The organism is Paenisporosarcina quisquiliarum (genome assembly GCF_027563315.1).
GTDB classification, from domain to species: domain Bacteria; phylum Bacillota; class Bacilli; order Bacillales_A; family Planococcaceae; genus Paenisporosarcina; species Paenisporosarcina quisquiliarum.
On sequence record NZ_JAMKBJ010000002.1, the window covers coordinates 308,310 to 333,196 of the forward strand.

At 40.5% G+C, this 24,887-nt stretch carries 22 protein-coding genes and 1 other annotated feature; of the genes, 7 read left to right on the plus strand and 15 right to left on the minus strand.

The features are described 5' to 3' along the window. Positions 1-9 precede the first annotated feature (9 nt). Entirely contained in the window at positions 10-357 is a 348-nt protein-coding gene (locus tag M9R32_RS03745; protein WP_269925408.1) for a hypothetical protein, read from the minus strand. A gap of 122 nt (positions 358-479) precedes the next feature. Continuing rightward, positions 480-899, minus strand: coding sequence for a hypothetical protein (locus tag M9R32_RS03750; protein ID WP_269925409.1), 420 nt, complete (start codon positions 897-899; stop codon positions 480-482). A gap of 209 nt (positions 900-1,108) precedes the next feature. On the opposite strand from M9R32_RS03750, the gene M9R32_RS03755 reads away from it, so the two are divergent. The 3 genes from M9R32_RS03755 (at position 1,109) to M9R32_RS03765 (ending at position 4,838) form a co-directional block, all read left to right on the plus strand. After that, on the plus strand, positions 1,109-3,148 hold the full coding sequence (locus M9R32_RS03755) for a PKD domain-containing protein (RefSeq protein WP_269925410.1): 2,040 nt from the start codon (positions 1,109-1,111) through the stop codon (positions 3,146-3,148). 77 nt (positions 3,149-3,225) lie between these two features. Then, positions 3,226-3,882 carry a collagen-like domain-containing protein gene (locus M9R32_RS03760; RefSeq protein WP_269925411.1) on the plus strand — a complete coding sequence of 219 codons (657 nt, stop codon included), beginning with the start codon at positions 3,226-3,228 and terminating at the stop codon, positions 3,880-3,882. Between the two features lie 140 nt (positions 3,883-4,022). Further along, on the plus strand, positions 4,023-4,838 hold the full coding sequence (locus tag M9R32_RS03765) for a cobalamin-binding protein (RefSeq protein ID WP_269925412.1): 816 nt from the start codon (positions 4,023-4,025) through the stop codon (positions 4,836-4,838). A 180-nt stretch (positions 4,839-5,018) separates the two neighbouring features. Here the strand turns inward: M9R32_RS03765 and tyrS are convergent, their stop codons facing one another. Beyond that, on the minus strand, positions 5,019-6,284 hold the full coding sequence (gene tyrS / locus M9R32_RS03770; RefSeq protein ID WP_269925413.1) for a tyrosine--tRNA ligase: 1,266 nt from the start codon (positions 6,282-6,284) through the stop codon (positions 5,019-5,021). Between the two features lie 51 nt (positions 6,285-6,335). Beyond that, positions 6,336-6,536: a binding site (T-box leader), on the minus strand. Positions 6,537-6,642: 106 nt separating this feature from the next. Between tyrS and M9R32_RS03775 the strand changes: the two genes are divergently transcribed. Then, a complete protein-coding gene (locus M9R32_RS03775) occupies positions 6,643-9,603 on the plus strand; it encodes a transglycosylase domain-containing protein (protein WP_269925414.1) in 2,961 nt (986 codons plus the stop codon). A 228-nt stretch (positions 9,604-9,831) separates the two neighbouring features. On the opposite strand, the gene acsA is transcribed toward M9R32_RS03775, so the two are convergent. Beyond that, positions 9,832-11,550, minus strand: coding sequence for an acetate--CoA ligase (gene acsA / locus M9R32_RS03780; RefSeq protein WP_269925415.1), 1,719 nt, complete (start codon positions 11,548-11,550; stop codon positions 9,832-9,834). A 171-nt stretch (positions 11,551-11,721) separates the two neighbouring features. Between acsA and M9R32_RS03785 the strand changes: the two genes are divergently transcribed. From M9R32_RS03785 to M9R32_RS03795, 3 genes are read left to right on the plus strand one after another with little or no spacing between them, the layout of a single operon-like run. After that, positions 11,722-12,354: a GNAT family N-acetyltransferase gene (locus tag M9R32_RS03785; RefSeq protein WP_269925416.1), complete on the plus strand. Its 633-nt coding sequence runs from the start codon at positions 11,722-11,724 to the stop codon at positions 12,352-12,354. Positions 12,355-12,377: 23 nt separating this feature from the next. Next, entirely contained in the window at positions 12,378-13,025 is a 648-nt protein-coding gene (locus M9R32_RS03790; RefSeq protein WP_269925417.1) for an acetoin utilization AcuB family protein, read from the plus strand. Beyond that, entirely contained in the window at positions 12,995-14,176 is a 1,182-nt protein-coding gene (locus M9R32_RS03795) for an acetoin utilization protein AcuC (RefSeq protein ID WP_269925418.1), read from the plus strand. Before M9R32_RS03790 ends, M9R32_RS03795 begins: the two co-directional genes overlap by 31 nt. A gap of 40 nt (positions 14,177-14,216) precedes the next feature. On the opposite strand, the gene ccpA is transcribed toward M9R32_RS03795, so the two are convergent. The 11 genes from ccpA to M9R32_RS03850 all read right to left on the minus strand — a co-directional run bounded on the left by ccpA (position 14,217) and on the right by M9R32_RS03850 (position 24,844). Further along, a complete protein-coding gene (ccpA, locus tag M9R32_RS03800) occupies positions 14,217-15,215 on the minus strand; it encodes a catabolite control protein A (RefSeq protein ID WP_269925419.1) in 999 nt (332 codons plus the stop codon). A gap of 119 nt (positions 15,216-15,334) precedes the next feature. Continuing rightward, entirely contained in the window at positions 15,335-16,420 is a 1,086-nt protein-coding gene (locus M9R32_RS03805; RefSeq protein ID WP_269925420.1) for a bifunctional 3-deoxy-7-phosphoheptulonate synthase/chorismate mutase, read from the minus strand. A 214-nt stretch (positions 16,421-16,634) separates the two neighbouring features. Further along, positions 16,635-17,201 (minus strand): YtxH domain-containing protein, encoded by a 567-nt coding sequence (locus M9R32_RS03810; RefSeq protein ID WP_269925421.1) that lies wholly within the window; start codon positions 17,199-17,201, stop codon positions 16,635-16,637. Between the two features lie 12 nt (positions 17,202-17,213). Then, positions 17,214-17,699: a DUF948 domain-containing protein gene (locus M9R32_RS03815; protein WP_269925422.1), complete on the minus strand. Its 486-nt coding sequence runs from the start codon at positions 17,697-17,699 to the stop codon at positions 17,214-17,216. A gap of 149 nt (positions 17,700-17,848) precedes the next feature. Beyond that, a complete protein-coding gene (murC, locus tag M9R32_RS03820; protein WP_269925423.1) occupies positions 17,849-19,144 on the minus strand; it encodes a UDP-N-acetylmuramate--L-alanine ligase in 1,296 nt (431 codons plus the stop codon). A gap of 140 nt (positions 19,145-19,284) precedes the next feature. Next, complete coding sequence (locus M9R32_RS03825) at positions 19,285-21,795, minus strand: DNA translocase FtsK (RefSeq protein WP_269925424.1); 2,511 nt, start codon at positions 21,793-21,795, stop codon at positions 19,285-19,287. Positions 21,796-21,910: 115 nt separating this feature from the next. Then, positions 21,911-22,516, minus strand: coding sequence for a YtpR family tRNA-binding protein (gene ytpR, locus M9R32_RS03830; RefSeq protein WP_269925425.1), 606 nt, complete (start codon positions 22,514-22,516; stop codon positions 21,911-21,913). Then, positions 22,513-23,328 carry a DUF1444 domain-containing protein gene (locus M9R32_RS03835; RefSeq protein WP_269925426.1) on the minus strand — a complete coding sequence of 272 codons (816 nt, stop codon included), beginning with the start codon at positions 23,326-23,328 and terminating at the stop codon, positions 22,513-22,515. Before M9R32_RS03835 ends, ytpR begins: the two co-directional genes overlap by 4 nt. Positions 23,329-23,401: 73 nt before the next feature. Continuing rightward, positions 23,402-23,716 carry a thioredoxin family protein gene (locus tag M9R32_RS03840; protein WP_269925427.1) on the minus strand — a complete coding sequence of 105 codons (315 nt, stop codon included), beginning with the start codon at positions 23,714-23,716 and terminating at the stop codon, positions 23,402-23,404. Positions 23,717-23,729: 13 nt separating this feature from the next. Beyond that, a complete protein-coding gene (locus M9R32_RS03845; RefSeq protein WP_269925428.1) occupies positions 23,730-24,248 on the minus strand; it encodes a hypothetical protein in 519 nt (172 codons plus the stop codon). Positions 24,249-24,313: 65 nt separating this feature from the next. Beyond that, positions 24,314-24,844: a DUF84 family protein gene (locus M9R32_RS03850; protein WP_269925429.1), complete on the minus strand. Its 531-nt coding sequence runs from the start codon at positions 24,842-24,844 to the stop codon at positions 24,314-24,316. Positions 24,845-24,887: the final 43 nt, after the last annotated feature.

The window sequence follows — 24,887 nt, forward strand, 5'->3', positions numbered from 1 at the left end:
AGAGCTCCATTACACCCTAAATGAATAGCGAACGAGCTGAAATACGAGTACATGAAGGCAGGCAATGTAAAACGCCAAAATATACATATTTTCAGCAATCATTGCTTCCGTTTCGATTGGGATCTTGCAAAGGGCAGGATTTTGCAGGACTGCAGCAAACATCATTCCCATGATTCCACCAATGGCACCATTATAAATTCCATTTAAAGAAGCAGGAGCTTTAACCAGAGCCCCGAACTTCCATCCAATGTAAACTCCTATTATCAAGGGAATCAAATAAAAAATAGGCTGGTCGACAGGAAGAAGCAATCGAGTGTAAAACGCCATGGCAAATGAAGACATCATGGATATGACCATACACATTGTCTTTGTAAATCGATCATCAAACAGGAAATGTTTCTTACTAACTATCCGGTAAACAAAAAAAGCTTCGTATAAGCACCACATTAACAACAATAGAATGAGCCACAAGAATTACATCACGACCTTTTAATAGAAATGACAATGGTGAGTAAACATAATGCAAAAACCCCATGCAAGAACCAATTGAACAGGGTAGGCATTTCTACAACAGTTCCAATCATCGGGGACATCAGCCCAATGAACGCTCCATTGGTCAATCCAGTTACAAATGTTTGGTAATCAAACAGGAGACCAAATAGAGCACCAACCATTAGCCCTACGGTCGTTGATATCAACGTAATCAACGTAAAATGGAAGGGATATTGCTGAAGAAGCAATACACCAGTAAGCAGAGCTGCCATCCCCCCCATTGCTACACTAATGTTCATCCCCAACTGAAACCCGATTAACTTCTTAAATTTTCGTATATAAAAATAAAAACAAAGAGCTATCCAACCATCAACATAAAAGATAATTATTTGTGCAATTTTATCCATAGCCCCACCTCTTCTCAACATATGTTCCAGCAAATATGAACGAACTTTGTCCACTGTAAAATGTTGTATAATTGCCTGCTCTTTGGGATTTCTTTCTGCATAAACTGATAGCAGTTTGAAATAATGCAGAAAGTAGTAAAATGCCTGATAGCTCAGAATATAAATAAGGCTCAAATCACTTTTTCTGTGAAAAATAAAGGAGGCACCACATGACAGTCGGACCAATTAATGCGTTTGATGGTTTTCCTGTATGGTATAAAGACGAAAATGGATTGCGTCTTCAATTGAATGTCGATCCTACAGATCCTTACTCAGGAATTACTCCTGCAGACTTGCCTAATCCAGCTTTGCCTGTGTCTTTCCCAGACAATTATCCAGCGGAAGCTTTTTATTTTCTGGCGGAAGCCGAAATGACTACAGGCACCGGAGAACGAGCAAGGCTTGTATTAGCTTTGGAAGCTGCCTTTGTAAGCGAAGTTCCTAGGGATGGAGACCAAATTGTATTTGGCAGGGTGCGGATTCGCATCTTTGGGTTACAGCCAAATGCCGAATATACCGTAACCCACCCATATGGAACTGACACATTCATCGCTGAACCCGATGGAGAAGGCGCAGGGGAAATTAATTTTACAGAAGATATTGGCGGATTGAATGGCGGGGAATTCGAACTAGCGCTGAACAGCCGAATCCATCCATTTTTAAAATGGGATCCAAATGTTGCACCACTTGCACCAGAAGGATATATTGGCGATCCAAATGTGCCCCATCCCATTACAGGAAGTGCGTTTGTTGATCCATTCGGCCAGCCACAAAACATCTTCCGAATTGAAGGACCAGGAATTGGTATCGGATCCCCTGATCGCTCAACAACTCCTGGACTTGACCCCGATAACTATATTGAAACCAGACTTTTTACGATTCTAGGTAAAATCTCAACAATTTCCGGAGTCGATGTGCCAAGAGTGACCTATACTCAAACCGATAGTTCAGGCGGACTTCTCGATGTCTTTGCCGTTTCAGACGACACCGCACAAAGTATAAGTGTTTCAGGGGACGGTATCGACACCACCCTGCTTCAAGGAATTAACGGACGTTACTTTGCCAGAGTCGCTTTTACAGGTGCACGCCCTCCCGCTTCTATTACCGTTACAAACTTGAGTGATATCCCGAACAGTCTCAAAGAAGCTGTACCGGTGGACTTCATTACTGCTACAGCCACGTTCGACACCAATACCCAAATCCTCACCACTGTTGCATCTTCCAGCGATATTACTGGAGCACCTGCTTTATCCATATCGGATTTTGGGGTAGGCGATATCATCATTCCGGCTAATGGGGTAAGCACGGTAAATCTTACTTTTGCCCCTGCACAAGTGACAATCAATTCAACCGGCGGTGGAAGTAGAAATATTCCGGTGGCAGTGACTGGGTCACCCGATGGCCCAATACCGGTGACAGCGGATGCAGGACCAGACCAAACTGTTATCATCAATTCAAACGTGATTCTAAATGGGACAAATTCGACCGGTTCTATTACCTCATATAGCTGGAATCAACTATCAGGAACTTCAGTGGCATTGAACGGTGCAGACACTGTAGCACCTTCTTTCATTGCACCTGCTTCTCCAGCAACTCTTGTATTTGAATTGACAGTCGATGGTGAAGGTGGGCCTTCTAGCGATACGGTAATGATAACGGTGCTGGAATCTACACCGTCCCCGATAGCCGATGCAGGTCCAGATCAATCCGTTCAGCAAGGTGCTCTCGTTACGCTGACAGGAAGTTCAACAGGAATTGTCTCATCCTATCAATGGCAGCAGATTACAGGGACTCCTGTACAACTGTCCAATTCTGACACTTCTATAGCCACGTTTAGATTCCCAACACAACAGGCAACACTTACTTTCCAACTGACAGTCCAAGGACCCGGAGGCACTTCCTCAGCCACTGTCCAAGTGACATCTGTTCCGGAAAACTTGACCGTTACTCGGGCAGAGTATCGTTCCGGTGATGCAGAATGGCGTATTTCAGGGACTTCAAATGTGCTGCAAGCAGGGGCATCAATCTCTATCTTTATCGGAAGTAGTCTTAACGGCACTCTCTTAGCTCAAGTGCCTGTGGATATATTAGGGGAATGGGAGTATCGGGTTGAAGGCTCCTCTCAGTTGCCAGATCAAACGAGAGCTATTTCCATTCAATCCAGCTCGGGCGGGACACTCCAAAATATTCCACTGAATATTCGTAATTAAAAAGCAATTGGTCAGTGATGCATAAGTACGAACGCATCAAATCAATTGCCATCTTTATTAAGGAAGGAAGGATTAAATTGGATCGCTGTCCAAAATGTAATGGACCCACGAATAATTGTAATTGCACGCGTGGGCCTAGAGGTCCTAGAGGCTATCAAGGTCCGAGTGGTATTAGAGGAGAGCAAGGCCCTCCTGGACCGAAAGGCCAGCAAGGCCCACAAGGATTAAAAGGACCTAAAGGTGATCAAGGTCCTCCAGGTCCCAAGGGTGATCAAGGCATTAGAGGTCCAGAAGGAATACAAGGACCTAAAGGTGATCAAGGCCAACCTGGACCTCCTGGACCATCAGGCATCTTGCAAGCGGCTCATGGTTTCGGCATTTGCAATGTAATGAGCAAAACTTCTGGGGCTGTTAGTTTTATCATGCCTGGACCACTCCAAGATGTAGAGTTGATGCAAGACGGCCTCAAAGTATTGAAATCAGGGATTTATCAAATTAGCTATAAAGTCATATTGGCATCAAATACAATAACTTGTTCGCCATCGTCATTTCACGTAAAGATAAATGACTCTATTACAGTTGTATCATCGTTCACTGAATCCACCACCGCTGCTTCCCTGTCCTCTACCGATCTAGTTTCATTGTTAGAAGGGGATATTGTTAAAATCCAAGCAGATTTACAGGAGCATTTCAGCTACAAATTGGCCACTCTGCAAATTATCCAGGTAGGGTGAAATAAAAAATGCCTATGCACATTAAGGCCCTGGCGATTTGACTATTGAGTTCTACTCTCGTTAATTTAAAAAGAGTCCCTATTGGGCTCTTTTTTTTGTCTATATGATACACTGAGTTAAAAATTATAAGGAGTTTTTGTATGAGACTCATTTCTATATGCCCCAGCAATACAGAGCTACTTGCCTATTTAGGCTTAACAGAGCAGCTAGTCGGACTCGACGATTTTTCGGATTGGCCAGCATCTGTTCAACATTTGCCTCGTTTAGGTCCGGATTTATCAATCGATATCGATGCCCTTGAGGCGTTGGAGCCTGACCTTGTGCTAGCTTCTCTCAGTGTCCCAGGCATGGAAAAGAATGTGAACGAGTTAGTAGCACGTGGTATTCCCCATCTTGTGTTGAATCCTCAAAGTTTAAATGATATTTCAGAGGATTTATTGACTATCGGTCATGCATGTGGGATTTCTGAAAAGGCTAAAATGATTGTCATGGAATATAAAAAGTTTGTTGATGAAATGAAAACACGCGCGAAAACGGTTTCCAATTGTCCCGAATTATATTGGGAGTGGTGGCCGAAACCGATTTTCACACCCGGTCAGGTAAATTGGTTAACTGAAGTCAGTGAAATTTCTGGAGGACGCAATGTATTTCGGGATGTCGAGTTGGCCAGTGTCCAGACAGACTGGGATGATGTCATGCGTCGAAATCCTGATTACATATTCCTGGCATGGGTTGGTGTTCAGCAATCCAAAGTGAACAAAAAAGTAGTTGAAAAACGTCCGGGATATGAGAATCTGTCTGATAATCAGAAAAAACGTATCTATATAATGGAAGAAGAATTGTATTGCCGTCCCTCTCCTCGATTGCTCGAAGGTGCGTTTAAACTTGCTAATATTTTGCATCCAGACATTTATGGTGACTTGGATTTACCTAGTTGGATTACTGACAACAAGTAAAATTGAATACATGCAAAAAGCTGCCACGATGACAAATAAAGTCATCATGGCAGCTTTACTTTTAAGGTGAAAATCATTACCGTCTATGGCGAAGAGTGTTTAGTATGAATTTTAATGTCTGCAAACACTCTTATAGGCAAAAAGAAAAGGCCGTTCTAAAAACGACCTCCCCCTTCAATGTTAAACGAACTTCACCATATGGTATTTCTTCTTCCCTCTGCGAACGATTGAGAAGGAATCATCTAAACGATTTTCCGCTGACACAATGTGATCAACAGCCGTCAATTTCTCTCCATTAATTGAAATTGCCCCATTAGTTACATCTTCACGGGCCTGACGTTTTGATGGTGAGACTCCTGCTTCCACCAATAAGTCCACAATGTTTTTGTCTTCTTTCGGCAATTCAATTGAAGGAACATCTTTAAAAACTTCCTTCATTTCATTGGCAGATAATGCTTTTAAATCTCCACTGAATAAAGCCTGAGTAATTCGAAGGGCATTATCCAAAGCGTCCTGACCATGAATCATACGCGTCATCTCTTCAGCTAGTGCTTTTTGAGCTTTACGTAAATGCGGCTCTTCCGCAACCGTCACTTCAAATGCCTCAATTTCCTCTCGAGTCAAGAAAGTGAAGATTTTCATGTATTTGATGACATCGGCATCGGCAGTATTTAACCAGAACTGGTAGAACTCATATGGCGATGTTTTTTCAGCATCCAACCAAACCGCTCCTGATGCTGACTTCCCAAACTTTGTACCATCTGATTTCGTAACAAGTGGAATCGTCATGCCATAAGCTTTCGACTCTTCACTGTGAGTTTTTCGGATCATTTCAAGTCCAGTTGTGATATTGCCCCATTGATCAGATCCACCTACTTGAATTCGGCAGTTATGTGAATCGTATAAGTGGTTGTAATCGATGGCTTGAATTAACATGTACGAGAATTCAGTAAACGAGATTCCACCTTCTAAGCGGGAAGCAACGGTATCTTTAGCCAACATGTAATTGACCCCAATGTATTTCCCGTAATCACGCAAAAATTCAATCACATTCATCGAGCCAATCCAGTCACGGTTGTTAACTAAGACTGCCCCATTTTCAGAACCAAAATCGAAAATGCGTTCCATTTGAACTTTAAGTCCTTTTACATTTTCGTCAATTTGTTCAGTCGTCTGTAATTGACGTTCTTCACTACGGCCAGATGGATCCCCGATCATACCAGTTGCTCCACCAATTAATAGAATCGGTTGATGGCCATGTAATTGGAAACGACGCAATGTTAATAACGGCACGATATGACCGATATGCATACTATCTGCTGTTGGATCTACTCCACAATATAAAGATATTGATTCTTTATTCAAAAGCTCAACCATACCAGCTTCATCAGTTAACTGGTAGGCAAGGCCTCTCCATTTTAAGTCTTCGATTAATGCGTTTGACATATCCATTCCTCCTTATAAATAAAAAAGTCCCTGCACGATTAATTAAAATCATGCAGGGACGCTAAATACACTTTGCGCGGTACCACCCAGCTTGAAGGAAAAAGTCCTTCCGCTCATCAGACACAGTATCGTTGTGTAGACGTTTAAGCTCCCAGCCTGTAATTCATGTATGCACACTGACCAGCTTGCACCACCCGCTGGCTCTCTAAACAGCTCTTGCATTCATTACTTCGGACTTTTCATCACTCAAAACATTATATTTTTTCATTGTAAACCTTAATTCTAACTTGTCAATAAATATATTAGGATTCATACATTATATGATATAATAGGACAAGATTTTAGGAGGTCGATTCGGTTGAATGATCAAGTAAAAAACTGGTTGAAAAAAATAGACGAAACATGGGATAGATTGACGAATACCACATGGGCTAAAGGTTTGCGCATTACCTCTGGAGTCATCTGGAATCTCGCTTTAATCTTGTTAATCGTCTTATTGGTAGGCGGAGCATTTGCGGGATCGGTTGGCGCTGGATATTTCGCTTCACTAGTCGATCAAGAACCTCTTCGTGAAGAGGCTGAATTGCGGGCATCCATCTTCAGTTATGAAGAGACGTCGGAAGTATATTTTGCAAACAATGTCTACTTAGGAAAATTAAGAACGGATTTACAGCGCCGTGAAACAAAACTTGAAGAAGTATCTCCTTATGTCCTTGATGCAGTGTATGCAACGGAAGATGAATATTTCCAGGTACATGATGGAATTGTTCCAAAAGCTATTTTCCGTGGGCTCTTACAGGATGTCACGAATTCCGATAGCCAAACAGGTGGTTCAACGCTTACACAACAATTAATCAAAAACCAGATTCTCACCAATGAAGTTTCCTATGAACGCAAAGCAAAAGAAATACTTCTAGCTATGCGCCTGGAGAAATTCATGGAAAAAGATGAAATTTTGGAAGCTTATTTAAATATTATCCCTTACGGCCGCAACGCTGCTGGTGCAAATATTGCAGGAATTGAAACCGCTGCAGAAGGAATTTTCAATGTCAAAGCAAAAGATTTAAATTTACCTCAGGCTGCTTTTATCGCAGGGATTCCCCAAGCACCTTACGCTCACACACCCTTTAAATCTCTTGGTGATGGTGGTGGAGTAAAAGATGAAGATGGCCTGAAGCCAGGAATCGATCGAATGCTGACAGTTCTTTACCGAATGAAAGAAACTGGATACATAACGGAACAAGAATATAACGCAGCGATTGCTTACGATATCAAGAAAGATTTCCGTTCCCCGGAGCTTTTGCCACAAGAAAGATACCCTTTCTTAACATTGGAATTAGAACGACAAGCAAAGAAAATCATTGCAGAAATGTTGGCTGAAAAAGACAATATTGACCCAGAACGATTAAAAGATGAAGCTAAGTTAAATGAAAAGTATACGATTTTAGCAGATCGGGCAATTCGCACAAACGGCTATCGTATTTATTCAACCATTGATAAAGAAATGTACGATATGCATCAAAAAGTAAAAGATGAGTTTAAAGATTATGGGCCCACAAGAAGTTTGGAAGTTTATGATTCCGAAACCAAAAAAAATAAATTGAAAGAATTCCCTGTACAAATCGGCAGCATGCTGATGGAAAACAGTACAGGAAGAATAATCAGTTTCATCGGTGGCCGTGATCACAAAATTGAAGAAACAAACCATGCTACATTCGCGGTACGACAAAATGGCTCGACCATGAAACCATTACTTGTTTATGCTCCAGCAATTGAATATGGCCTCATTGGTGCAGGAAGTCCAGTTGTCGATATTATTCCAGATGTTTTAGATGTGAGCACCGGGAAACCATGGCCAGTACGAAACTTTGATCCAGATGAAGAACTGGGCATTATCCCTGCTCGTCAAGCATTAGCAACATCACAAAACTTAGCCGCATCAAGACTATATATGAATATAATTGACCGAAATCCAATCAGTTTCTTAGAGAAACTGAAATTTACGGAATTGCATAAATTTGATTATTCTGCTCCTTCAATGGCTTTAGGTGGAATGACAAACGGTGTGACAATCCAGCAAAATACGAATGCCTATGCTACATTGGCCAATAATGGACAATATGTTGATTCTTATATGATTGAGAAAATTGAAGATGCTGATGGAAATATTGTGTATCAGCATAAATCTGAAACATTCCCTGTTTATTCTCCAGAAACAGCTTATATCGTGACCGATATGTTAAGAGATGTTTTGTCTGATGGAACAGGACGCAGAGCTCAAAGTGTACTGAAATTCAAATCAGATTTCGCAGCAAAAACAGGTACGACAAGTTTTGCTAAAGATGTTTGGTTTATGGGCTATAATCCGAACGTTACTCTAAGTATTTGGATGGGTTATGACAAAGAATTTAATCTACAGACACCTAAAAACAGCCGATACCTTCAACCCGGCACTCGTGCAAACATGATATGGGCCAAATTAATGAACGCATCTTATGATGTGAATCCTGAATTAATTGATCCTGCTGTTGAATTCAAGGCCCCTAAAGGCGTTGTCTCTCGTTCATTCTGTGCTATATCAGGAATGGCACCATCTGAAGAATGCTCACGTTCAGGTCTTGTGACTTCGGACTTGTTCAATTCTAAAACTTACGTTCCAAATAAACCAGATGATAGCTTTGTATCTTCATCTTACGTCATGATCAACGGTAAACGTTACCGTGCCCTTCCAACGACACCTAGCGAATTTATTGTCAGTGGTGGAGTTGGCGTAAATAAAGAATTTATTGACCGCATGCTAGGCAACCTGGGAGGCGATGCAAGTAAGCTGTTCCCTCAAAATTCTAGTTTTGCAAATCGTGTTGTATCTGAAGACACATTCGAAGCAGACGGGGCTTCACCAGGATCGGTCTCTGCATCCATTTCAGGACGCACGCTTACCTGGTCTAATTCACCTTCGAATGATGTCGTTGGATATCGAGTGTTCAGAAGCTCCGGCGGTGGTAATGAGTTACTTTCTTCTGTTAAAGAAGCGAGTGGTAATTCTTATCAAGTGAACAGTCCAGGTACGTACTTCGTGGTCGCTGTGGATATTACAGGACAACAATCATCAGCTTCCAATATGGCTGTTGTGGAAGCTCCTAAACCGGAGCCAACTCCAGAACCTAAACCGGCTCCAACACCAGAGCCGAAGCCAGGAACTGAACCGAAGCCGAAACCTGACCCAAAACCTGAACCTAAACCAGAACCTAAGCCTGAACCTAAACCAGAGCCACCTCCAGTAGAACCAGAACCACCAGGAGATGGTGAAGGGGAATAAAAAATAAAGCAGTGAAACTTATCCAGACCGATAAGTTTCACTGCTTTTTTGGTGGTTTAAATCAAGTTGAAAGGACAGCTACGGTTACAGCTGTCCTTAAATATTTGCTCTATTGTCGGTTTTCCTTTTATTGACCGGTCTATTCGCGGTGAATAAGACATGTATATACTTTCCCAAAAAAACAAAAGCTTGCACTTTTTCGTGCAAGCTTTTGTCTTTTCGATTCTATTAATCTTCCATTGTAGATAAATCACCAGTCGGTAAATCAAGTTCCCATGCTTTTAGTACACGTCTCATGATTTTCCCGCTGCGCGTTTTCGGAAGCTTATCTTTAAATTCAATTTCGCGAGGTGCCGCATGTGCAGCCAACCCTTTTTTCACGAATTGTTGGATTTCAGCAATCAATTCGTCAGAAGGCTCAACACCTTCTTTTAAAGCAACGAATGCTTTGATGATTTCTCCCCGAACTGGATCAGGTTTCCCAATTACACCAGCTTCGACAATGGATGGGTGTTCGAGTAACTTACTTTCCACTTCAAACGGTCCTACGCGTTCGCCAGAAGTCATGATGACATCATCAATCCGTCCTTGGAACCAGAAGTATCCGTCCTCGTCCATGTAAGCTGAATCCCCTGACACATACCATTCGTCATTCAAGAAATACGATTGATATTTTTCAGGATTATTCCAGATTTGACGCATCATCGACGGCCAACCTTTTTTCAATGCCAAGTTCCCCATTTGGTATGGAGGTAACTCCACACCACGATCGTCGACGATTGCTGCCTTGATACCAGGAAGTGGTTTACCCATCGAGCCTGGACGAATTGGCAAGCATGCGTAGTTACAAATCATTTGGGCACCTGTTTCTGTCATCCACCAAGTATCATGAATGCGGTGGCGGAATACTTCTGCCCCCCATCTGATTACTTCAGGATTCAGTGGTTCACCGACAGATAATACATGACGCAGTGAAGATAAATCATGTGCCTTCACTAAAGCATCCCCCGCTCCCATTAACATACGGAAAGCAGTTGGGGCACTGTACCAAACTGTGACACCGAAGTCTTCAATTGCTTGATACCATGCATCGGGAGAAAAACGTCCTCCTAAAACAACCATTGTTGTTCCAGTTAACCATGGACCAAAGATTCCGTAAGAAGTCCCAGTTACCCAACCTGGATCTGCTGTACACCAGTATATATCTTGTTCTTTTAAATCCAGCACCCATTTTGCAGTCTGATAATGCTGAACCATGGCTTCCTGTACATGCAAAACGCCTTTAGGTTTACCAGTAGAACCAGACGTATAATGAAGGACCAATCCATCCTCTTTATCCAGCCACTCCACTTGGAAATAAGGAGAAGCGGTTTTCATATGTTTCATGAAATCTACTATTTTATTATCTTCTTCCACATTTTCGCCGACTAATAGGATTGTCTCCAAGTGAGGTAATTTATCAACCGGAATACGATTTAGCAATTCTGGGGTTGTCACAATCGCTTTTGCTTCACTGTCTGCTAGTCGATCGTAGACTGCACCTTCCATGAATGCTTCAAATAAGGGTCCTACTATGACGCCCATTTTAAGAGCACCAATTAAAGCGAAATACAATTCAGGTGAACGCGGCATGAAAATAAATAAACGGTCACCTTTTTCAAGATTTGTATGGGCTTTCAATACATTTGCTGCTTTGTTTGTACTTTTTTTCATTTCATTAAACGTATAAGATTCTTTACGAGTTGCATCTTTATAATAAAGTGCAATTTTGTTTTTTCTGTCCGAATTTGCATGACGGTCAATAGCTTCGTGCGCCACATTCATGCGACCTGTCTCATGCCAACTAAACGCCTTTTCTGCGTCTTTCCAATCGAAATTGGCTGCAGTTTCGTCGTAGTTTTGGAGTAAATAATCTCCTTGAACGACCGGAAGTGCCTCAAGTTTCATTTCTACCACCCTCTCAATTACGATACAAATACTAGTTTACATTAAATTGAAAGTAAATGGCGAATAATTTTACTTTTTTGACTATGACTCTGTGAATAATTTTGAAAACGTTTTCCTTACGTTTTTTTCATGTATAATGGAACTACGTAATTCTTTTCAGGTGGTGTACACATGGAACATAAAAAAACCTATAATGCCATGGAATTAAAAACAAAACATGGCCATTTAATTATCGAAGGTCCCATTTCATCAGCAGATATTGCCCGTTACGACTTTCATGAAGATTTGGTGGCATTCCGACCTCCTGCGCAGCAACATAAGGCAGTCATTGAAATTGCCAAATTGCCAGAAGGAAGAATTCTGATCGCACGTGATAACATGACCATTGTGGGCTATGTAACTTTCTTATATCCTGACCCATTGGAACGCTGGTCAAAAGGACAAATGAACAACCTGATTGAACTGGGTGCCATTGAAGTTATTCCAAAATTCCGAGGAACCGGTGTTGGAAAGAGCTTACTTCGTGTCTCAATGATGGATGATGCAATGGAAGATTATATCACCATTACGACAGAATATTATTGGCATTGGGATTTAAAAGGTACGGGCCTGAATGTTTGGGAGTACCGAAAAGTGATGGAAAAAATGATGAATGCAGGTGGATTGGAATACTTTGCAACCGATGATCCAGAAATCAGCTCTCATCCGGCTAACTGTCTGATGGCCAAAATTGGTTCACGTATTGATAATGAATCGATCCAACGCTTTGATCAGCTGCGATTTATGAATCGCTTTATGTATTAAATCTGCAAAGGAGTTTTTGACCTATGATTGTGGAACAAATGATGACAACTAATGTCGTGACTTTACAAGCTTCACATACGATTAAGGATGCGATTAATCTCCTTCGTGAAAAGAAAATCAGACATTTGCCGATTACGGATCATGATGGACATGTTGTAGGAATCGTATCAGACCGGGATATTAAAGAAGCCACTCCTTCCAATTTATTAGAAGGCCAGCATCAGGATGTATATGCGACTACGCTTGAGGAGATTATGACGAAAAACCCGGTCATCGGTCACCCGCTTGATTTCGTAGAAGAAGTTGCCACTACTTTTTATGATCAGCAGATCGGGTGTCTGCCCATTGTTAGTGGAGGCAAATTAGTAGGAATCGTTACCGAAACAGATTTATTATATAAATATATTGAATTGACAGGTGCACACCAACCGGGTTCTCAAATTGAAGTCCGTGTACCGAATAAGCCAGGCATACTTTTTGAAGTATCCAAAGTTTTTCATGATCATCATTCAAATGTCTTAAGTGTTCTTGTGTATCCAGATAAACAGAATGACGACAACAAAATCTTAGTATTCCGTGTGAAGACGATGAACCCTCTCGGGATTATTGAAGATATACGTAAAGAAGGTTTCGATGTGCTATGGCCGAACATGCCGGGAATGACAAACTAAAAAAACATGCGGTATACATATATTCGGATGATCAATTAGGTTACAAGTTTTCTGAGAAACATCCGTTCAATCAGAAGCGACTGACATTGACCACCGATTTATTGCAAAAAATGAATGCGCTTACAGAAGAAGATATCGTTGCACCACGTATTGCCACGGATGAGGAATTACTACTTGCACATGACGGACGGTATATTGATATTGTCAAAAAAGCGAGTCAAGGACTTGTCACCCCTGCTGAAACCGAAAGCTTTGGAATCGGCACGGATGATACACCCATTTTCCCTAATATGCACGAAGCCAGTGCACGATTAGTTGGTGGGACTTTAACCGCCGTGGATTATGTTATGGAGAATAAAGCTTCCCATGCACTAAATCTTGGTGGAGGACTTCATCATGGCTTCCATGGACGTGCATCAGGCTTTTGTGTCTACAATGACAGTTCAGTGGCAATCAAATACATACAGCAAAAGTATAAAGCACGTGTTCTCTATATTGATACGGATGCACACCACGGGGACGGCGTTCAATGGAGCTTTTATGACGATCCTGATGTTTGCACCATTTCCATTCACGAAACGGGAAGGTATTTATTCCCGGGAACTGGTAATGTTACGGAAAGAGGAACAGGTCAAGGCTACGGAACTTCATTCAATTTACCAATCGATGCATTCACCGAAGATGAATCTTTCTTGGAGCTATATATGACGGCTTTCCGCGAAATCGCTGCTTACTTCAAACCTGACGTGATCATCAGTCAGAATGGAGCGGATGCACATTACTTTGATCCGCTGACTCATCTTTATGGAACAATGAAAATCTATCATGAGATTCCTAAACTTGCCCATCAACTAGCTCACGAATTTTGTGATGGCAAATGGATTGCCGTCGGTGGTGGAGGTTATGATATTTGGAGAGTTGTACCGAGAGCTTGGTCATTATTGTGGATGGAAATGAATGATATTCCACTTCCAGAAGGTAATCTACCAAAAGATTGGCTTGAAAAATGGCAACCGGAATCACCAGTTCCTTTAATTCCAACTTGGTTGGATCCAGAGAACTTATATGAACCGATTCCGCGTAAAGAAGAGATAACCGAAAAGAATAAGCAAGTGCTGAATAAAGCACTGTATCCGATTCGGCAGCATTAAAAAAGGAGTGGACTACATTAACTGTAGTTCACTCCTTTTTCTATTTCACTGAATCTCTTTCTTCAATTCGGTGTGGCAAAATCACTGTTTTCTCATCAATTTGTTCTTTGTTCATATATTTTGTCAGCAAACGCATGGAAACCGCTCCAATGTCGTAAAGAGGTAACACCATACTCGTTAACTCTGGACGTACCATTCTTGCTAATTTAGAGTTTTCAAAACTGATGACTTCTACGTCCTCAGGAACATGAAATCCGGAATCTTGGGCTCCATGAATCAACCCAATAGCCAATTCATCATTTCCAGCAAAGAAAGCTGTTGGGGCATCTTGCAAGCTCTTCAATTTACTAAATGCCTCATAACCAGCATCATACGTAGCTTCACTTTCCACAACTAAATCTTCATTCATTTGAAGACCTGCATCCCCCAAAGCTTTTTCATAACCCGTAAATTTAAATGCACGATTGATTGTAGAGGATAATGAGCCTGATACGTAGGCAATACGTTTATGACTATTTTGAAGCAATCGATTAACCGCTTCATAGGCCGCCTGGTGATAATCGATGTTAACAGAAGGCATTTTCCCAGAAGGATCAATTGTCCCTGCCAAAACGATTGGTACAGGCGATCTCTCCATCATGTTTAATAATTCCGTTGATACATGTTCACTCATAAACACAATTCCATCAACTTGTTTGCCAAACATCGTTTCAAGGAGTTGTAGTTCTTTATCTTCACGTTGATCGGAATTGGATAGAATAATATTATAGCGATACATGGTCGCAATATCTTCTATTCCACGTGCAAGTTCTGCGTAAAAAATATTTGAAATATCTGGTATAATAACGCCAACTGTTGTCGTCTTTTTGCTAGCCAGTCCTCTGGCAACAGCATTTGGGCGATACTCCAAACGCTCAATAACATCCAGCACTTTTTTTCGAGTTGCCGGTTTAACATTCGGATTGCCATTAACGACACGTGAAACCGTTGCCATCGATACATTGGCTTCACGTGCGACGTCATAAATTGTAATTGTCATGTGCTACACTCCTTGCTCGGTCCCTATCTCATACCATCATATAATAGTTTTCTGGCGTTTTCCATCCTTACGCTAAGCGAAATAAAAATACCGGTTCAGTAATTGAACCGGCATGAGTCTTAAACTTGGATTTCGTATTGTTTCATAAACTTTTGAAGTGAGTCGTAAAACTCATCAAATTGTTGCAAGTTCATTTGTTGAGCTGCATCTGACAAAGCAACTGCTGGATCCGGATGTACTTCTGCCATAACACCATCCGCCCCAATAGCAATAGCTGCCTTCGCTGTCGGTAATAATAAATCGCGACGTCCTGTTGAATGGGTTACATCCACAAATACAGGTAAGTGTGTTTCTTGTTTTAAGATTGGAACCGCTGAAATATCAAGTGTATTACGTGTCGCTTTTTCGTATGTTCGAATTCCTCGTTCACATAAAATAATTTGGTCATTTCCTTGCGAAATAATATACTCGGCAGCATTGATGAATTCATCAATCGTTGCAGCCATTCCACGCTTCAATAACACCGGTTTATTAATAGAACCTGCTGCTTTTAACAACTCGAAATTTTGCATGTTACGCGCACCGATTTGAACAACATCAATGTAATCCAATGCTTCTTCTAAATGGTGTGGAGTTACAATTTCAGAAACAACAGCAAGATTGTATTGCTGTGAGACGCGTTTAAGAATTTTCAATCCTTCAAGCCCAAGACCTTGGAAATCATAAGGTGACGTACGCGGTTTGTAAGCTCCGCCTCGAATCATTCTCAAACCTTTTTGCTGGATGGCATCTGCTACTGCCGCAACTTGATCAAATGATTCTACTGCACACGGTCCAAAGACAAATGATGGTTTACCTTCCCCGATACGTTCACCATTGACAACTACGATGGTATCTTCCGCTTTCTTTTTACGCGAAACTAGAAGAGCTTTACGATGATCGTCTTCCTGAAGTTCCAAAGCAGTTTTAAATAATTCTTTAAAAATGTGATCCACAGTTGATTGAGGAAGTGGACCCGCATTATTTTCTTTTATTAAGTTCAACATATGACGTTCGCGAAGAGGATCATATCGGTTGACACCTTGCTTTTCTTTTACTTTTCCTATTTCTTGTACGACTGCGGCACGCTCGTTGATTAAACGAAGTATTTCTAAATTCAGTTCATCTACATTCGTGCGCAAGCTATCTAATTCTTGATGGCTCATACCTTTGATCTCCTCTCTTACCCATACGAAATTCACGAAATTAAAACGGAAGATGTATGATGCTTTTTTTGATAATAGAACCATTATAGTATGTGCATTTCTAAAAGTCACGTAAAATATCTTTAACGCTTCAACGCGCGAAAGTTTAGCAACTAATTATAATGCCATTTTTGACAAAAGAAAGCCCACATATCAACGATGTGGGCTTTTGATTTTATACGTTTTTCTTTTCTTCTACTGCTTCTTTCAAAGCCTGTGCAGTTGATGTTTCGTTCGAGCTTTCACCAGTAACCTCTTCCACTGTATTAGTTACAGTTTCCATGAAGTCAATTGGCTCTTCGCCTTCTGATGAAACAGTGCCATCATCCATCAAAGTTGGCGTTTTTGATTTAATAGACTTGACCTTATCAACCAATGGACCTGATTTTTCTTTTAATTGTGTTGATAATTGAGATGTCTTTTCTTTAGCAGTTGATGATAAATCTGCCGTTTTTTCTCGTAACTGAGAAGCTTGAGTAGTTACATCTCCACGAAGCTCAGCACCAGATTTAGGTGCAAGGAATAAAGCAGTCGCTGCTCCGATAATTCCTCCAACCAATGCTCCGATTAAGAAATCTTTAGAGTTCATTTCATCACTTGCATAAATAGGATCGCGGTATTGTCCATTTCCATTTGAATACTCATAAGATTGAGGAAGGTATGCTTCCGTCTGATTTGATTTGTTTGTGTAGAATTCGTGGTTATACTTCGCTTCGTTATAGTTTGGTTTATATTGTGTCATGTTAGTTCCTCCTTATTTTTGGGTATTGCTATATGATTTAACAGGTTCGTCTTGATAAATCGTGTAACCTGCTCTAGCTTCTTCGATTGCTTTTCTTTCTTTCCATTTGTCGCGGATGCCTAGAGCAACATTACTCCATTGCACTACTTGAGCGATTTTATCTTCATTACGTTCTACTTCAGTCGTAATCGATGAAGTAATACGTCGTACTGATGTATTCAAGCCATTTACTGACTCCCCTACATTTTTCACTGCATCGACCACACTGTTTAGTTTTTCAGATTTATATTGAATATCTGAAGCCAAAGCATTTGTCTTATGCAATAATTGTGTTGTTTCACTTGTAACACCTTGTAGTTGACCTTCTAATCCGGCCATTGTTCCTGAAACTTCGTTAAGCGTCTTCTTCAACGATGTCAATGTCATCGCTAAACTTACGCAAAGAACGAGAAAACCTATAGCTGCAACCAACGCTGCTATGTATAATATTATTTCCATTCGTATTCCTCCTCTAGATTGTTCATACTACCTATCTTCCCACACATAGCAGTAAATAAACGTCTATGTTATTTTTATTCCACAAAAACATTTTATTTCCTGCACAAAAATAAAAACTCTAATCAAATATGATCAGAGTTTTTATAAACTTATATTTTTTGTTCAAAAGCAGCCTGGAATTTCTGTACATCTCCGGCACCCATGAATAAGTAAACAGCATTTTGGTGTTTCAGTAAAACATCAATTTCTTCGGTTTTAAGGACAACACACTTATCAATCAAATCACATAAATCATCAATGGTTAAGTCACCAGCATTTTCACGTGCAGAACCAAAAATATCACATAAGTAGACATAATCGGCCGTTTCTAAGCTCTCTGCAAATTCCTTAAGGAAAGTGCGAGTGCGCGAAAACGTGTGAGGTTGGAAAATCGCAATGACTTCACGATCTGGATATTTTTGGCGTGCTGACTGGATGGTAACTTTGATTTCAGTCGGATGATGTGCATAGTCATCAATTAAAATCCGATCACCTTTTCTGCTTTCAGAAAAACGTCGTTTCACACCACCGAAAGTATGCAACTGTTGTTGAATAATCTCTGCAGGGATTCCTTCATAATTACATAAAGAAATGACTGCCAGTGCATTCAATACAGCATGATCACCGAAAGAAGGAATTTCGAACGTTCGGTAAAATTCGTTTCGAACGAAAACATCGAAAGTTGAACCAGAAGTCGTTTTGATCACATTACGTGCTTCAAAGTCATTTTCTGAGCCGAAGCCATAAAATACGACCGGAACATTGGCGTGTAGTTTTTGAAGATGTTCATCATCCCCACATGCAATAATCGCTTTATTCACCTGGAGTGCCATCGATTGGAAGGCCTCAACTACATCTTCAATACCACCAAAGTAATCCGGGTGGTCAAAATCAATGTTTGTCATAATCATATAATCTGGATGATACGCTAAAAAGTGACGTCGGTATTCACATGCTTCAAATGCAAAGTATTGCGCTTGCGATTCACCATGACCAGTTCCATCTCCAATTAAATATGAAGTTGGTGCAAAGCCACTTAATACATGTGACATTAAACCCGTTGTAGAGGTTTTACCATGTGATCCTGTAATTCCTACAGAGATGTACTGCCCCATTAAGTTCCCTAAAAACTTGTGGTAACGGATGACATCGATTCCTAATTCGTTTGCGCGAATCAGTTCTTCATGATTATCTTTATATGCATTCCCTGCGATTACGGTCATGCCTTTTTCAATATTATCTGCGTTGAATGGCAAGATTTTGATGCCACGTTTACGAAGTGGATCTTCTGTGAAGAAATGTTTCTCTATATCAGAGCCTTGAACCTGGTTCCCTGCATCGTGCAAAATTTGTGCAAGTGAACTCATGCCAGACCCTTTAATTCCTGTAAAATGAAACACTGTCATTTGTATAAACCTCCTGGGAAAGGTGCCCGTACTTTTTATCAATCTTCCTTACCCCATTATATCATCATTTAATCTTGCCTAGAAATGAACGATTTTTCCCACAATTATAAGGAGTGGGTAGGGTATTGTCATTCCTATTGTCAATCATTGAAGAGTAACTGTAAATCATTTTCTGTAATAAACACTTCTCTTGCTTTACTTCCTCTTGATTCCGAAACATAACCATGCTGTTCCATTAAGTCTACGAGTCTCGCTGCACGGTTATATCCTATATGAAACTTGCGTTGCAGCAAAGAAGTAGATGCAGAACCTTGCTCCAAAATAAATCGGCAAGCTTCTTCAAATAACTCATCCTGGTCTTCGGCCACTTCAAGTCGACGTACCAATTCCTCTTGTTCGAATAAATAGGATGGCTCTCCCTGACTACGTGCATGATCAATAATTTCTTCCATCTCTTCATCTGTTACATAGGTTCCTTGAATACGGATTGGTGCAGACATACCGTTGCCAAGGTAAAGCATATCTCCTCGACCGAGTAATCTCTCAGCCCCTTGGACATCCAGAATCGTACGAGAATCGATTTGAGAAGAAACTGAAAATGCGATTCGTGTTGGGATATTTGCCTTAATCAGTCCTGTGATAACATCTACAGAAGGTCGTTGAGTAGCGACTACTAAATGAATACCGCAAGCCCGTGCTTTTTGGGCAATTCGACAAATGGATTCTTCCACTTCCGTTGGTGCCATCATCATTAAATCGGCCAACTCATCAATAACAATCAGCAAGTAAGGCATCTTTTGTGCAAATTGTCTTTTCTCTTCTGCCATTGCATTATAACGTGTGATATCCCGGACACCTGTATGTGCAAACAACTGATATCGACGTTCCATCTCTTCTACTGCCCATTTTAGAGCAGCGGTTGCAGCCTTAACATCAGTAATTACCGGACTGACGAGATGAGGGATATGATTGAAGGGTGCGAGTTCTACCATCTTAGGATCAATTAGGAGTAAATTCAATTCTTTTGGCGTGGCTTTGTATAACAAACTAATCAATAAAGAATTAATACATACTGACTTACCAGATCCTGTTGCACCGGCAATCAACCCATGTGGCATTTTACGCAAATCAATGGTAATTGGTGTTCCAGTCAAATCCAATCCTAAAGCAGCTTCAAGCGGTGAGTCAGAGTCCGTGAAGTTTGAACTTCCTACAACCTCTGATAAACGCACAGGTCTGGAAGTTTGGTTCGGAATTTCGATTCCAATCGAACTCTTTCCTGGAATAGGTGCTTGAATCCGTATATCTTTTGCTGCCAGTGCTAATTTAAGATCGTCTGCCAGATTGCGGATTTTGCTGACTTTTGTGCCTTGACCAACTGTCATTTCAAATTGAGTAACAGCAGGACCTTGAACCATATTGACAATTTCTGCTTTCACTTGGAAATAAGACAATGATTCGATTAACCTTGCAGCTTGCATGCTCATCCAGTCGTCGTCTTGTGTTTTTTGTTCAGGAGGAACTAAATATCGCTCTTTCGGAAAAATATAGCCAGGCTGAAGGTCTTCAGCAACTAATACTTCATCTTGCTGTGGATTAAAATCATTCGTCTTTTCTACCGTTTCCTCCACTTGTATTGGCTCAATTGCTTTACTTCGTAACTCTTCTTTTGGCATACTCACAGGTTTTATACTTGATAGTGCTTTAGCTTGTTGATACTTCGCCTTATCAGAATTAAGCATCATCACATTAAAAGGCAATGATTTCTTTTTCTTTTCTGTAGAAGTGATATTGGATAACTGCTCTGAACTATTATCAGTTGAATCAACTACCGGTAAAGCACTTATTACGGTAGTTTCCTCATCCACTACATTTTCAATCGTTGGTTGTTGCTCAATAATTACTGATTCGATTTGCTTTTCAGAAATAGGCTCAGTTGTAGTTAACTCTATTGGTTCATTTTCTGAAATCTGATCAACCGGCGTTTGTTCAACGACTTGATTCGCATCCTTTTTAGCCAGCAACTCATCAATTGGAGATATTTTTGTCTGGTTAGCTATTTCTAAAACTGGCGCTTTTTCAATAGCCAATTGTTGATTGCCTATAATCGGCTCAGTTTGTTTGTTACTAGATTCAGATGGTTTTATACTTACTGCTTCTCTTGCAACGATTGTAGTCGCCGCTGATTCTTTACGTACTTCATCCACATTTTTTTTAGCTAATAAATCATCAATCGGAGATATTTTTGGTCGATTAAACCCATGGATGGGCGAAGGTACTTCGGTCGGTACGAACGGTTTCGATTGCACAGGTACCTTCGTTATTCTTGGCTTCGCTTCTTGTAAGCTCTCTCTCGGCGTCGGTTTTATTGTGTGTTCAATGCTTGGTTTTGCCGCATGATGCACAATGGTATTCTGCCGATGATTTTGCCATTGCTTATGCATATACAAAGGTCGGTACTCTTCTTCTTTTTCGTCTACTTCTGATTCTTCATCTTCTGGACGCTCTCGTTCTTCGTCGCTGATCAGCGGGAAACGGAAAGGTGTTTTGGACTCTCTATATGTAGGCTGCTCGAGTTCTTCGATAAAATCTTCTTTTTCTATTGTTTCTTCTGAAAATACTTTTTTAAATGCTTTGGTCAACCAATTCAATACAAACCCTCTTTTCGTGTCAATGCTTCCATTTTAGCAGGTTTGTTGGTCAAATCAAACGGCTTAAAAAAACTCTGCGCATCAAAATCCTTGAGTACACAGAGTTTTACCTAGTTTATGCTTGAAAAGCTGCTCCTATTTCAGCAGAGTCTTCTAATACTAAAATCCCTTTTTCGGTTGGGGGATCTGGTAATGCCAATTCTTTTGCTGAACAAATCATTCCACTTGAAGCAACACCACGTAGTTCTGCATCACGAATGACCAAACCACTTGGCATAACAGCGCCAACCTTAGCCACCACTACTTTTTGACCGGCTTCAACATTTGGAGCTCCGCATACAATTTGCAACGTTTCTTCGCCTACTTCAACTTGGCAAACGTTCAGTTTATCTGCATTAGGGTGTTTTTCTTTTGAGGATACATAACCAACAACAAATTTAGGTGTAAAGTCGACCTCTAATTTTACATCCACTTCATTATCATTCAATATTTGCTGTAATGATTCCACGATTTCTTGTGTCACTTCAACTGAACCTTGATCAGTTAATTGAAGATGCTTACTTGCACCGAATACATTCAAAGCTCCAACTTCGCCAGTCTTTGAATCTTTTATCAACGTAATATCGCCTTTAGTTTCTGTTGTCACTTCTTCAAAAGCATTTGTTACCAATTGAACTAAAAGTACGTCTCCTACACCTTTTGTATTGTAAAATATGTTCATTTGTCTTTGTTCTCCTTTTGTATACGATTTTTGGCCATTATAAAAATCGGTTCTAATTCACCATCTTCGTAAATGAAAGATAAAGAGGTGATTGGCACTTTCCCTACTGTAAAGAAATGCATGGTTAACTGGGCAAGGACATCATAGCCAGCCTCATTTCGAATATCTCCGATGATTAACACATCCTGATGAGGCACAGATAAGGTCATATCACCATCAATTTTTGATTGCATCTCTTTCAAAAATTGTTCATTCAATATTCGACTCGCGTCATAGCCATCGTTCGCATTCACGAAATAAAAAATATTGCCAGCTACATGGTCTTCTTTCATGGTTGTTGACAGCTTTCTCACTTGGAAACGCGCAGCTTCCTTCATCTCTGAATCTGTAATATTTAACTGGCTCAACATATGTTCATCGAGTAATCGATACGTGTTTCCGAGGTCCAGCGCATAATAGATTCGAGTTTCCGCTGTATGTTCCGTCACCACAAACGAATGACCTTCATTCGATTTCAATGGGAATGAAGTTGAGCGGATAACCGGATAAATATGCTCGGCTGATTTTGATAAGCCTTTTTGTTCCTGTTCCATCGCATCAAAAGTCTGGCTAATCGTATAGACAACTTCACGGATAGCCTGATCCTTTTTTATTTCATACTTAGCCAATATTTCAGGCAGTGAAATTTCCATCCCTTTATTCAACTCGGTATGATTTAGACGCAACCGATCCGTTTTTTTATCATGCTGCCACGTGAAAGAAGGGTTTGGTAACTCCTGTTTTAATCGTGTGATTAATTGTTCTGGTTTCAAAAATTCCACATCCTTTACAAAAGGAAGCGGTTCCTCCGATGGGGCGGAACCGCTCACTTTACATTGGAACATCCTATAGAAGTTCTGTTAGGAATTGTTCAATTTCTTCTTTTGTTTTACGATCTTTGCTAACAAAACGACCTGCTTCCAGTCCATTTTTAAAGACTAAGAAGCTTGGAATTCCATATATATCATGTTCCGCACACAAATCAATAAATTGATCACGGTTAACAGATATAAAAGTAAAGAATTCAAATTTCTCTTCCACTTCCGGCATGAACGGATCAATAAAATGACAATCCGGACACCAGGCTGCCGTAAACAAAAACACTACGTCTTCCGTCACTTTAAGCGCTTGGAATTCTTCAACAGATTGTAAATCTCTCATTCGAATTCCTCCTTTAGTCATCAATTTTTACAGAACGAACGATTTTCATCATTTGCTCCATATTTTTCGAAATGTTAGCTTTATCGGAAATGGTCGTTAATTTCACGCCACCGATACTTGCCATAATTTCAAATTGTTCCTCACCTGATGGTAAAACAGCAATGAAACCAAAGCGACCATTTTGCTCAAATGTTTCTTGAGCTAGAATGACATCTTTTTTCTCTGCTTGTAGTAAATCATAAAATAACTGGCTATCTTGTTGTTCATTTGGGTTTACAAACAACACGTAAGATTCGTCGTTATCCTTCATGACGATGTTCGTTTCGTCCGAATCTTCCTCTATAGAAAAGCCTCCTGGAACAAATAACTCAACGTTTTCAATTTGTTCGTTCGGCTCAACTGATTCATTTTGAAAAGCTTCTTTTGCAGCTTTTATTCCTTCTCCCATTTGTTCTTCGGGGGAGGCAGAACAAGCAACTAAAGATACTAATAAGAAAGGTGCGATTGCAATCCGCATCCATTTTCGTCTCATGTTTTTCCCTCCAATCCATGAAAGCACTATGTTCTATTTTAATATGGTTCCCATATCGTTGCAACTTAAGTCGTTTTTTGCGTTTGATTGGCCTTAAAGTATTGTCCAATCAATAGTTTGACGATGTGTTCAAACATATCTCCCCGATTGACAATTCCATTTGTGAATACACCCACAGCACCGTCTTTATGACGTATGCCTACTTGTTTCGTATACTCATCCATGACAGGACCAAGTTCTTCCCCTTTTCGAATCGCTGCAGCCACTTCTTCCGGCAATGGGATTTGTGCACCACCAGCGATAAATTGCTGACCTTTTTTCGTATGTAGTATTCCCCAATTACATACAAATAATTGGCCATTTAATTCTTTAACGCCTCCTTCAAGCCCGAACGACATGTCTGCTTGCGATTCTGTTAATGCATGCAATGCCCTGTTCTTTGCACCGAGTAAGGTTTCTTCATCTCCAATAGGTTGGTCCGAAACATTTGAGGGTACAGAAAGTGCGTGGAACTCGTAAGTTTCCAGGTATGTAGCGCATACCTTTTCAACTGCTTGCACTTTTGCCTTATTTTTTGTTCCAATGGCAATTTTCATAATTACCTCCTTGTTTTCACACAAAAAAAGCACCTTTTCAGGC

What these genes read in the sequence shown, in the direction of transcription:
- M9R32_RS03745 (WP_269925408.1), bottom strand. Translation starts at nt 357, where the DNA reads ATGGTCATATCCATGATGTCTTCATTTGCCATGGCGTTTTACACTCGA.
- M9R32_RS03815 (WP_269925422.1), bottom strand. Translation starts at nt 17,699, where the DNA reads ATGGAAATAATATTATACATAGCAGCGTTGGTTGCAGCTATAGGTTTT.
- M9R32_RS03845 (WP_269925428.1), bottom strand. Translation starts at nt 24,248, where the DNA reads ATGAGACGAAAATGGATGCGGATTGCAATCGCACCTTTCTTATTAGTA.
- M9R32_RS03840 (WP_269925427.1), bottom strand. Translation starts at nt 23,716, where the DNA reads ATGAGAGATTTACAATCTGTTGAAGAATTCCAAGCGCTTAAAGTGACG.
- acsA (WP_269925415.1), bottom strand. Translation starts at nt 11,550, where the DNA reads ATGAAACTTGAGGCACTTCCGGTCGTTCAAGGAGATTATTTACTCCAA.
- tyrS (WP_269925413.1), bottom strand. Translation starts at nt 6,284, where the DNA reads ATGTCAAACGCATTAATCGAAGACTTAAAATGGAGAGGCCTTGCCTAC.
- M9R32_RS03790 (WP_269925417.1), top strand. Translation starts at nt 12,378, where the DNA reads ATGATTGTGGAACAAATGATGACAACTAATGTCGTGACTTTACAAGCT.
- M9R32_RS03755 (WP_269925410.1), top strand. Translation starts at nt 1,109, where the DNA reads ATGACAGTCGGACCAATTAATGCGTTTGATGGTTTTCCTGTATGGTAT.
- M9R32_RS03795 (WP_269925418.1), top strand. Translation starts at nt 12,995, where the DNA reads ATGGCCGAACATGCCGGGAATGACAAACTAAAAAAACATGCGGTATAC.
- ccpA (WP_269925419.1), bottom strand. Translation starts at nt 15,215, where the DNA reads ATGACAATTACAATTTATGACGTCGCACGTGAAGCCAATGTATCGATG.
- M9R32_RS03765 (WP_269925412.1), top strand. Translation starts at nt 4,023, where the DNA reads ATGAGACTCATTTCTATATGCCCCAGCAATACAGAGCTACTTGCCTAT.
- M9R32_RS03810 (WP_269925421.1), bottom strand. Translation starts at nt 17,201, where the DNA reads ATGACACAATATAAACCAAACTATAACGAAGCGAAGTATAACCACGAA.
- murC (WP_269925423.1), bottom strand. Translation starts at nt 19,144, where the DNA reads ATGACAGTGTTTCATTTTACAGGAATTAAAGGGTCTGGCATGAGTTCA.
- M9R32_RS03805 (WP_269925420.1), bottom strand. Translation starts at nt 16,420, where the DNA reads ATGAGCCATCAAGAATTAGATAGCTTGCGCACGAATGTAGATGAACTG.
- M9R32_RS03785 (WP_269925416.1), top strand. Translation starts at nt 11,722, where the DNA reads ATGGAACATAAAAAAACCTATAATGCCATGGAATTAAAAACAAAACAT.
- M9R32_RS03850 (WP_269925429.1), bottom strand. Translation starts at nt 24,844, where the DNA reads ATGAAAATTGCCATTGGAACAAAAAATAAGGCAAAAGTGCAAGCAGTT.
- ytpR (WP_269925425.1), bottom strand. Translation starts at nt 22,516, where the DNA reads ATGAACATATTTTACAATACAAAAGGTGTAGGAGACGTACTTTTAGTT.
- M9R32_RS03750 (WP_269925409.1), bottom strand. Translation starts at nt 899, where the DNA reads ATGGATAAAATTGCACAAATAATTATCTTTTATGTTGATGGTTGGATA.